The 1,412-nt window shown below is 58.5% G+C and carries 1 pseudogene; it reads right to left on the bottom strand.

From position 1 onward, the window contains the following. Positions 1–67: 67 nt before the first annotated feature. A pseudogene (locus L1069_RS23690) lies at positions 68–1,412 on the bottom strand (IS1182 family transposase); the annotation flags it as partial.

Below are 1,412 nucleotides of genomic sequence, written 5' to 3'. Positions count from 1 at the left end.
TTTTTGGCGGCATACCCGGGGTTATGGACCTGATTTCCTGGAGTAATCTGTGGTTGCACCGCTCTTTTTACGCAGCGGCAGGCACTATTGGCTTCAGTTTGGCCGGTTTCCTGAGGTTCCGGGCGGTGGCTGCTAAGGTGAACTCGTCCTGGACGCCACATGGGCCTCGTAGCCGGAGCCGCCCCAGCCCGAGGATGCGTTTGAGGTGCGCGAAGAGCAATTCGACCTTCTTACGCCGCCTCTGGGCGGTCGGGTTGTAGCCGGAGGCCGTGCAGAGCCGGGCGAAGTCTCTCACGATCTCATATTTGTCTCGATTGATGCTGCGCGTTGCAGTGTCGGGGCAGCATTTCTGCTTCGATAGGCAGGTCTGGCTGTCGAGTTTTGAGCTGCGGTACTGGCGGCGGCCGGGCTTGGGGTTGTGTCTTCTGGGATCAGAATAATTTCGCCGGGTGTGGCGCAGTTCTTTACTTTCCGGGCAGATGTAGCGGTCATTTTCTTCGTCCCATGTGAAGTCGGATCGCGACCGGATGCCATCCTTGCGCTTTGAATGATCAAAGACCGGAATGAACGGGAGTATCTTCCGCTTGAGCGTCAGCCAAACCAGATTATCAGATGAGCCATAGGCGGTGTCCGCTGCGGCCCGATCAGGCTTCAGGCCAAAGCGCTCTTCCGTCCGGCCGGTCATCTTGCGCATGGCACCCGCCTCTGCCTGCCGGAACGAGCGGCTGGCATCCACGTCAAGAATGATCCCATGATCCGTGTCGATCAGGTAATTGTCTGAATAGGCAAAGAATGCAGGTCCTTTGCGAGCCGCGGTCCATTGGCTGGCGGGATCGGCATGTGCCGTGAACTTGGGTGTTGTCTCACCGGCCGCACCGAATGCTGCGTCATCGGGAGTGCCGAGATACTCGCGCACCGCCCGTGATATATCATTGGGATCGATCTCCCTGGCCACCCATTCTTCGGGATTGCTGGAGTTCTGCTTCTGAACATCCGCAACAATCAGGCTGGCATCCACGGCGACCCCCTGGCCACCGACAAGCCCTTCCGGCACGCATCTTTCAACAGTCGTCTCAAAAACATGACGCAGCAGATCACTGTCGCGGAAGCGGCCGTGCCGGTTCTTGGAGAATGCCGAGTGATCCGGGATGCGGTCAGTCAGATCAAGGCGGCAAAACCAGCGGCAGGCCAGGTTCAGATGCACCTCTTCGCAAAGCCGCCGTTCGGATCGGATGCCAAAGCAGTAGCCAACCACAAGCATGCGGATCATTGGTTCAGGATCGGCCGATGGTCGGCCCGTGCGGCTGTAGAAACCCGCCAGATGACCCCGGATGCTGCTCAGATCGAGATGCCGGTCAAGTGATCGCAGCAGATGATCTTACGGGACATGCTCCTCCAGAGAGAACTCGTAA

Origin of the sequence: Leisingera sp. MMG026 (assembly GCF_021654205.1) — a bacterium.
Taxonomy (GTDB): domain Bacteria; phylum Pseudomonadota; class Alphaproteobacteria; order Rhodobacterales; family Rhodobacteraceae; genus Leisingera.
Note: the sequence above shows the minus strand (reverse complement) of the source record. Positions and strands in the feature narration are given on the sequence as shown.